We start from the raw sequence: 8374 nt of genomic DNA, 5'->3' as shown, positions 1-8374 counted from the left end.
GGTTGCTCCATGTGCCTGGCGATGAACCCGGATCGTTTGGAAAGCGGCGAGCACTGCGCGTCCACTTCAAACCGCAACTTCGAAGGCCGTCAAGGCGCGGGTGGTCGTACGCACCTGGTCAGCCCGGCCATGGCTGCCGCAGCGGCGATTAACGGTCGATTCGTCGACGTTCGCAACTTGATCCAACACTAAGGAGCCCAGACATGAAAGCATTTACTCAACACACCGGCCTTGTCGCTCCTTTGGATCGTGCCAACGTCGACACCGATCAGATCATTCCCAAGCAGTTTCTGAAGTCGATTCGCCGCACTGGTTTCGGCCCGAATCTGTTTGATGAGTGGCGCTACCTGGACGTCGGGCAACCGTATCAGGACAACTCCAAGCGTCCGTTGAACAAGGATTTCGTGCTTAACCACGAGCGTTATCAAGGCGCTAGCGTATTGCTTGCCCGTGAAAACTTCGGCTGCGGTTCCAGCCGTGAGCACGCGCCGTGGGCGTTGGAAGAGTATGGTTTTTGCAGCGTGATCGCGCCGAGCTATGCCGACATCTTCTTCAACAACAGCTTCAAGAACGGCCTGCTGCCGATCATTCTCAGCGATGCCGAAGTCGATGAGTTGTTCGAACAAGTTGAAGCCAATCCGGGTTATCAACTGAACATTGACCTGTCGGCGCAGACGGTGACGCGTCCAGACGGTAAAGTGTTGAACTTTGAAATTGATGCGTTCCGTAAGCATTGCCTGCTCAACGGCCTCGACGACATCGGTTTGACCCTGATGGACGCTGAGGCGATTGCCAGCTTTGAAGGCAAGCACCGCGCAAGCCAGCCTTGGTTGTTTCGTGGCTGAGTAGGTATTTACACGCGTTGGCGGTGTGTCAATTTTTCCGCCTTCGCGAATGAATTCGCTCCCACAGGGGTTCGGGTTTGACTATTAAACGTATTTGATTTGTAAGAATTGAGGAAACCATGAGCAAGCAGATTCTGATTCTCCCAGGTGATGGTATCGGCCCTGAAATCATGGCTGAAGCGGTCAAGGTGCTGGAACTGGCCAATGACAAATATCAACTGGGTTTTGAACTCAGTCACGATCTGATTGGCGGTTCGGCCATCGACCAGCATGGCGTGCCGTTGGCTGATGAAACCCTGGCCCGCGCCCGCGCAGCCGATGCGGTATTACTCGGTGCGGTAGGTGGTCCCAAGTGGGACAAGCTGGACCGTTCGATTCGCCCGGAAAAAGGCCTGTTGAAGATTCGCTCGGAGCTGAAACTGTTCGCCAACCTGCGTCCGGCCATTCTGTACCCACAATTGGCAGAAGCATCGACCTTGAAGCCAGAGGTTGTATCGGGACTGGATATTCTCATCGTTCGCGAACTGACCGGTGGTATCTACTTCGGCGCCCCACGTGGCATCCGAACCCTCGATAATGGCGAGCGCGAAGGCTACAACACGCTGCCGTACAGCGAGAGTGAAATCCGCCGTATTGCCCGCGCCGGTTTCGACATGGCGCGCCTACGCAGCAAGAAGCTGTGCTCGGTGGACAAGGCCAACGTGCTTGAGGCCAGCCAGTTGTGGCGCGAAGTGGTCGAGGAAGTGGCCAAGGATTATCCAGACGTTGAATTGAGCCACATGTACGTCGACAACGCCGCCATGCAGTTGGTCAAGGCGCCGAAACAGTTCGACGTGATCGTCACCGAAAACATGTTCGGCGACATCCTGTCTGATCAGGCATCAATGCTCACCGGTTCCATCGGCATGCTGCCGTCGGCCTCGCTGGACATCAACAACAAGGGTATGTACGAACCGTGCCACGGTTCGGCGCCGGACATTGCCGGGCAGGGCATTGCCAACCCGTTGGCGACGATTCTGTCGGTGTCGATGATGTTGCGTTACAGCTTCAACCTGACCGCTGCGGCCGATGCCATCGAGAAGGCTGTAAGCCTGGTTCTTGATCAGGGTTTGCGCACCGGCGACATCTGGTCGGCCGGCAATGCCAAGGTTGGCACGCAGGAAATGGGCGATGCAGTAGTCGCCGCGCTGCGGAATCTGTAATCTCTCGGGCCCGCTGCCTCTAATGTCGTTAGAGGCAGGGTCCCACTTTTTGTTAAGGGTGTAGTTGCGATGAAACGTGTAGGTCTGATCGGTTGGCGCGGTATGGTCGGTTCCGTGCTCATGCAGCGGATGCTGGAAGAGCAGGATTTTGATCTCATTGAGCCTGTGTTCTTCTCCACCTCCAACATCGGTGGTCAAGGCCCGGCTGTGGGCAAAGATACCGCGCCGCTGAAAGATGCTTACAGCATCGACGAACTGAAAACCCTGGATGTTGTGCTGACCTGCCAGGGCGGCGACTACACCAACGAAGTATTCCCCAAGCTGCGTGAAGCGGGCTGGAAGGGCTACTGGATCGACGCCGCGTCTAGCCTGCGCATGCAGGACGATGCTGTCATCGTGCTGGACCCGGTTAACCGCCGCGTCATTGACCAGCAGTTGGATGCCGGGACCAAGAATTACATTGGCGGTAACTGCACCGTCAGCCTGATGCTGATGGGCCTGGGCGGCTTGTTCGAAGCCGGTCTGGTGGAGTGGATGAACGTCATGACGTATCAGGCGGCCTCTGGGGCCGGCGCGCAGAACATGCGTGAACTGATCAAGCAAATGGGCGCTGCTCACGCCTCCGTCGCTGACGAACTGGCAAACCCTGCCAGCGCTATCCTCGACATCGACCGCAAGGTGGCTGAAGCCATGCGCAGCGAAGGCTTCCCAACGGAAAACTTCGGCGTGCCATTGGCGGGCAGCTTGATCCCGTGGATCGACAAAGAACTGCCAAACGGCCAGAGCCGCGAAGAGTGGAAAGGCCAGGCTGAGACCAACAAGATTCTGGGTCGCTTCAAGAGCCCGATTCCGGTGGACGGCATCTGCGTGCGCATCGGCGCCATGCGCTGTCACAGCCAGGCATTGACCATCAAACTGAACAAAGACGTGCCGATTGCTGACATCGAAGGCATGATCAGCCAGCACAACCCGTGGGTGAAGCTGGTGCCAAACCACCGTGAAGCCAGTATTCACGACCTGAGCCCAACGGCAGTGACCGGCACCATGAGCATCCCGGTAGGCCGTCTACGCAAGCTGAACATGGGTTCGCAATACTTGGGCGCGTTTACCGTGGGCGACCAACTGCTGTGGGGCGCCGCGGAACCGCTGCGTCGCATGTTGCGAATCCTGCTGGAACGTTGATTTTTTAAAGGCTTGAGAAAAAACCCGCATCTTCAAAGAGATGCGGGTTTTTTGTGGTCTGGCGCAATCCCAGTGGGAACTTGTTCGCGAATGGCCTGATGCGGTGTACCTAACACACCGCGCTGCTTTCTTCCCGAATGAATTCGGTCCCACAGATAACCTGCGAACCTCCGTGGGGTCGAATGAATTCGGTCTCACTGATAACCTGCGATCTCCTGTGGGACCGAATTCATTCGGGAAGCCTTTGGCTCGAAACCGACTCATCGCCACGCCCCCTGTTCCAGCGCTTACCCAACGCAATACCAGGCTGTTCAATGTAACGGTACGTCAGCGTTGAAATTCCCAGCACGACGATCAGTTCGACGACAATCAGCAGGTTATCCAGCAGTGCGCTGCCGGTACTGATATAGCGCGTCGTCACGCCCGCAATAGCGCTCGGCAGATCAACCATCAGCGACGTTCCAGTGGCTTTGGCGACCATCATCACACCGACTGTGGTGACGAATATCACCGCCGCATGAGTCATGTAGACCGAAAACCAGCGCTCGCCAAGCCAGGCCAATGGGCGCCCGCGCAATAGCATCGATATCCCGCCCGCCTCGAAGGCAAACACCCCGACTGCAACACAAAACAGTATCGCCAGCGCGGCGTCCTGAGGCGTCTCACTGCCAGCCATAACGCAATAGACCGCCCCTAGGCTAAGCACCTCCAACACGCTGCCCAGCAACGGGCCCAAACGTAGATGGCGCAGACGGACGTAGACCCGAAACGTCACCCCGCCTGCAAAGAAACAGCCCAAGCCGCGCAACACGTTGTTCGTCAGCGGTGTATTGCCAACATACAACGCCACCAGCGCCAACACCGCGATGCTCGCAAATACCTTGGCCGATTGCCTGGGCAGCATCAGCGCAACCAAGCCAAACAGCAGGTAAACATAATATTCGACGCTCACGATCCAAGACGGGTAGTTGAACGACAGCGCATTGAACCCCGGCCACCACGCCTGAATCAGCAGCAGGTTAGGCACAATTTCACCCAGCGCCCGGTCACCGGTAAAGCTAACGTTGTTGAGTTGAATGCCACGACGTTCAAGCAGCAGTTTCAAACATTCGAAACCAACGAACACCAGCAATATAAACACGTGCAGCGGATACACCCGGCAGGTACGCGCGATCATGAATTGGCGTAACTGCGGCCCCGAGTCCAACGAGTGGGCATAGCGCTGATACAGCAAGAAGCCACTCAGCGCGAAGAAGAACTCAACCAAGTAACCGGCGTTCCTGAATAGTGACCACTCACTGGCGCTCTGCAACACGTGGAAGTGGTGAAGGGCGATGGCTAACGCACATAGCCCCCGAAGATTGCCCAGTACAAGAAATAGCTTCATAGCATTCATCCTTGAGAGCAGTTGGAGTCTTGCTAGCGATAATGCTAGTGCCAACAGGCAGATTCCACTTGTGTTTATTTTATCCCTATATATGGGATGCAAATATACATATTGAGATAAATAAGGTTTCAGGTTTATAGTCGTTGCGGGCCAGGGAATGGCACCTTCATACCAAACAATAAAAAGGTGAAGCGATGCAGGCGCAATTGATCGCGCTCGACTGGGGGACGACCTCCCTTCGTGCTTATCGACTTGGCGAACACGGCCAGGTTCTGCAACAACGCTCGTTGAGCGCCGGCATCATGCAATTGCCGACCACGCCGCGGCTGATCGCCGGCGTGCTGTGCTCCGACGGATTTGAACTGGCATTTGACGAAGCCTGTGGTGACTGGCTCGACGCGCAACCCGGTACGCCGGTAATCGCCTGCGGCATGGTCGGCAGCGCTCAAGGCTGGCGCGAAGCCGTATACCGCGAAACCCCGGCTGACGTCGCTGGGCTGAGCGCTGCCTTGCAAACCGTGCGCAGCCTGCGCGGGGTTGACGTACACATCGTCCCCGGCGTGTTGCAGCGCTCTGTGTTGCCCAACGTGATGCGCGGTGAAGAAACCCAAGTGCTGGGCATTCTCGCCAGCTTGCCTGCCGCTACCCCTGAACAGTCGTTATTGATCGGCCTGCCAGGCAGCCATTCGAAATGGGTGCAGGTGGCCGACGGCTGCATCATGCACTTCGATACGTTCATGACCGGCGAGGTGTACGCCGCACTCAGCACCCACACTATTCTGGGACGCACCATGCGCCCCAGCGAAACCTTCGACGCCGACGCATTTGACCGCGGCGTCCATGTGGCGCTGTCGGCCGAAGGTGCTGCCGGGCCGCTGTCGACGATTTTCAGTTGCCGGACCTTGGGTTTGACTGGCGCGCTCAGTCCCGGCGCTCAGCCCGATTACCTTTCCGGGTTGTTGATCGGCCACGAACTGGTCGCGCTGGCGGCTTTACAACGGCAACGCCAGGCTCCCAATACAGAACTTCCCCCTATCATCCTGATCGGCAATGCCCAGCTTTGCGCACGTTATTCTCGTGCATTGGCTGCCTGCGGTTTCGCTCAGGTGACCTTGGCTGAACAGGCCACCGAACGCGGTTTGTGGCAGTTGGCGGTGCAGGCCAACTTGCTCAAATCCACTCTTGCAGAGGTCTGACATGCTTAAACAAGCACTGGTTAAAAACGGTTTGATCGCCATTCTCCGTGGCTTGCGCCCGGAAGAAGCGCCAGCCATTGGCGACGTATTGTACAAGGCCGGATTTCGCGTCATTGAAGTGCCGCTCAACTCGCCGCAACCCTACGACAGCATCCGCATTTTGCGTCAGTCGCTGCCTGCTGATTGCTTGATCGGTGCCGGCACGGTGTTGACGCCCGAGCAGGTCGGCTTGGTCAAAGAGGCGGGCGGGCAGGTCATCGTCATGCCGCACAGTGATCCCAAAGTGTTGCGTGCTGCGAAAGCCGCAGGTTTGTACCTTTCCCCCGGCGTTGCGACCCCCACCGAAGCCTTTGCGGCGCTGGCTGAAGGCGCTGATGTATTGAAGCTGTTCCCGGCCGAGCAAATAGGCCCGGCGGTGGTCAAGGCGTTCCTGGCGGTATTGCCCAAGGGCACGGCGTTGATCCCGGTGGGTGGCATCACACCCGACAACATGCAGGTGTTTATCGACGCGGGCGTGTCCGGCTTTGGTCTTGGGTCTGGGTTGTTCAAGCCGGGCATGAGCGCCGCCGATGTCGCCGAGCGGGCCAAGGCCTATGTGACCGCCTGGAACGAATTGCATTGATCTGATCGACGTCCCGAGCGTCGTATCCAATAAGAGAGCGCATACATGAAAATCATCAAACTCACGACGTACATCGTCCCGCCGCGTTGGCTGTTTCTCAAGATCGAAACCGACGAAGGCGTGACCGGTTGGGGTGAGCCCGTTGTTGAAGGGCGCGCCCATACCGTGGCCGCTGCCGTGGATGAGTTGTCCGATTACCTGATCGGCAAAGACCCACGCAATATCGAAGACATCTGGACCGTGCTCTATCGCGGCGGGTTCTACCGGGGCGGTGCGATCCACATGAGTGCACTTGCCGGCATCGATCAGGCGCTGTGGGACATCAAGGGCAAGGCGCTGGGGGTTTCGGTCAGCGATCTGCTGGGTGGCCAGGTGCGTGACAAGATTCGGGTGTACTCATGGATCGGCGGCGACCGACCCGCGGAGACCGCAAAGGCAGCCAAGGAAGCGGTTGAGCGCGGGTTCACCGCCGTGAAAATGAACGGCACCGAAGAGCTGCAGTTTCTCGACTCTTTCGAAAAGGTCGGGCTGGCGCTGGCCAACGTTGCCGCCGTACGCGATGCGGTTGGCCCTAACGTCGGCATCGGCGTCGATTTCCATGGCCGGGTCCATAAGCCCATGGCCAAGGTGCTGATGAAGGAGTTGGATCAGTTCAAGCTGATGTTCATCGAAGAGCCCGTACTCAGTGAGAACTACGAAGCGCTCAAAGAGTTGGCGCCACTCACCAGCACGCCGATTGCCCTCGGTGAGCGCTTGTTTTCGCGTTGGGATTTCAAGCGGATTCTGAGCGAAGGCTACGTCGACATCATTCAGCCGGATGCGTCCCACGCGGGCGGTATTACTGAAACTCGCAAGATCGCCAATATGGCCGAAGCCTACGACGTGGCGTTGGCGCTGCACTGTCCGCTGGGGCCGATTGCACTGGCTGCCTGCTTGCAGCTGGATGCGGTTTGTTACAACGCGTTCATTCAGGAGCAAAGCCTGGGCATCCATTACAACGAAAGCAACGACCTGCTGGATTACATCAAGAATCCAGAAGTCTTCGATTACGACAAAGGCATGGTGAAGATCCCTAACGGGCCGGGCCTGGGCATTGAGATCAACGAGGAATACGTCAAAGAGCGCGCCGCCATCGGCCACCGCTGGCGCAACCCGATCTGGCGCCACGCCGATGGCAGCTTTGCTGAGTGGTAAGCCAGTAACAAAGATTTAGTCAGCCTAGAAAGATTCTGTTGGACCGATTTCATTCGGGAATGCAGCACCGCGGTTTCACTGACAGACAGCGCCGCTCGCTTCCCGAATAAATTCGGTCCCACAGAGACTCTGCCGTCTAACTAATTCTGGACAGTCCCCACATCGGAAGTGACACCAAGCCTTCATAACCATAATAAGAGGCATCCGCCATGCAACCTCAAGCCTTCGCGGCCAAGGCGTCGCTTGTGACGCCCAGCCGTAAGCGTTTTTTCATCATGGTGCTGCTGTTCATCACCGTGGTGATCAACTACCTGGACCGCAGCAACCTGTCCATCGCGGCCCCGGCCCTGACTACCGAGCTGGGTATTGATCCGATTCACGTCGGCCTGATCTTCTCGGCGTTCGGCTGGACCTATGCCGCCATGCAATTGCCCGGCGGTTGGCTGGTTGACCGTGTACCACCGCGCATTCTCTATACCGCCGCACTGGTTCTGTGGTCACTGGCGACCATCCTGCTGGGTTTTGCCTCAAGCTTTATCGCGTTGTTCTTCCTGCGTCTGGCCGTGGGGGCGATGGAAGCACCGGCCTATCCCATCAACAGTCGCGTGGTCACTACCTGGTTTCCAGAGCGCGAACGGGCCACGGCCATCGGCGTCTATACCTCCGGTCAATTCGTTGGCCTGGCGTTCCTGACCCCGGTTTTAGCGTGGCTACAAGCACAGTACGGTTGGCACATGGTGTTTATC

Annotated in this window: 9 protein-coding genes; 8 read left to right on the top strand and 1 reads right to left on the bottom strand. The window is 57.6% G+C overall.

The features are described 5' to 3' along the window. The 4 genes from M0974_RS02385 to asd form a co-directional block, all read left to right on the top strand. The coding region (locus M0974_RS02385) for an aconitase family protein (RefSeq protein ID WP_297832226.1) at positions 1–192 on the top strand (192 nt) is incomplete at its 5' end. An 11-nt stretch (positions 193–203) separates the two neighbouring features. Beyond that, entirely contained in the window at positions 204–845 is a 642-nt protein-coding gene (gene leuD, locus M0974_RS02380; RefSeq protein WP_297832223.1) for a 3-isopropylmalate dehydratase small subunit, read from the top strand. Positions 846–964: 119 nt separating this feature from the next. Further along, a complete protein-coding gene (gene leuB / locus M0974_RS02375) occupies positions 965–2047 on the top strand; it encodes a 3-isopropylmalate dehydrogenase (RefSeq protein ID WP_297832221.1) in 1083 nt (360 codons plus the stop codon). 69 nt (positions 2048–2116) lie between these two features. Beyond that, positions 2117–3229 (top strand): aspartate-semialdehyde dehydrogenase, encoded by a 1113-nt coding sequence (gene asd / locus M0974_RS02370; protein WP_297832218.1) that lies wholly within the window; start codon positions 2117–2119, stop codon positions 3227–3229. A gap of 229 nt (positions 3230–3458) precedes the next feature. Here the strand turns inward: asd and M0974_RS02365 are convergent, their stop codons facing one another. Further along, entirely contained in the window at positions 3459–4616 is a 1158-nt protein-coding gene (locus tag M0974_RS02365; protein WP_297832216.1) for an acyltransferase, read from the bottom strand. 194 nt (positions 4617–4810) lie between these two features. Here M0974_RS02365 and M0974_RS02360 point away from each other — a divergent pair, with 194 nt between their 5' ends. The 4 genes from M0974_RS02360 to M0974_RS02345 all read left to right on the top strand — a co-directional run. Further along, a complete protein-coding gene (locus M0974_RS02360; protein ID WP_297832211.1) occupies positions 4811–5812 on the top strand; it encodes a 2-dehydro-3-deoxygalactonokinase in 1002 nt (333 codons plus the stop codon). 1 nt (position 5813) lies between these two features. After that, complete coding sequence (locus M0974_RS02355; protein ID WP_297832208.1) at positions 5814–6434, top strand: 2-dehydro-3-deoxy-6-phosphogalactonate aldolase; 621 nt, start codon at positions 5814–5816, stop codon at positions 6432–6434. 45 nt (positions 6435–6479) lie between these two features. After that, on the top strand, positions 6480–7628 hold the full coding sequence (gene dgoD / locus M0974_RS02350; protein ID WP_297832205.1) for a galactonate dehydratase: 1149 nt from the start codon (positions 6480–6482) through the stop codon (positions 7626–7628). A gap of 209 nt (positions 7629–7837) precedes the next feature. Continuing rightward, positions 7838–8374, top strand: a 537-nt coding sequence (locus M0974_RS02345) for an MFS transporter (RefSeq protein ID WP_297832202.1), incomplete at its 3' end; no start/stop codon positions are given.

This window comes from Pseudomonas sp., from assembly GCF_026224925.1.
Classification (GTDB): domain Bacteria; phylum Pseudomonadota; class Gammaproteobacteria; order Pseudomonadales; family Pseudomonadaceae; genus Aquipseudomonas.
This window is presented reverse-complemented; position numbering and strand designations above follow the sequence as displayed.

Bases quoted from the DNA above. Each gene is read 5' to 3' on its own strand.
- leuD (WP_297832223.1), top strand. From the start codon at position 204: ATGAAAGCATTTACTCAACACACCGGCCTTGTCGCTCCTTTGGATCGT.
- asd (WP_297832218.1), top strand. From the start codon at position 2,117: ATGAAACGTGTAGGTCTGATCGGTTGGCGCGGTATGGTCGGTTCCGTG.
- M0974_RS02355 (WP_297832208.1), top strand. From the start codon at position 5,814: ATGCTTAAACAAGCACTGGTTAAAAACGGTTTGATCGCCATTCTCCGT.
- leuB (WP_297832221.1), top strand. From the start codon at position 965: ATGAGCAAGCAGATTCTGATTCTCCCAGGTGATGGTATCGGCCCTGAA.
- dgoD (WP_297832205.1), top strand. From the start codon at position 6,480: ATGAAAATCATCAAACTCACGACGTACATCGTCCCGCCGCGTTGGCTG.
- M0974_RS02360 (WP_297832211.1), top strand. From the start codon at position 4,811: ATGCAGGCGCAATTGATCGCGCTCGACTGGGGGACGACCTCCCTTCGT.
- M0974_RS02365 (WP_297832216.1), bottom strand. From the start codon at position 4,616: ATGAAGCTATTTCTTGTACTGGGCAATCTTCGGGGGCTATGTGCGTTA.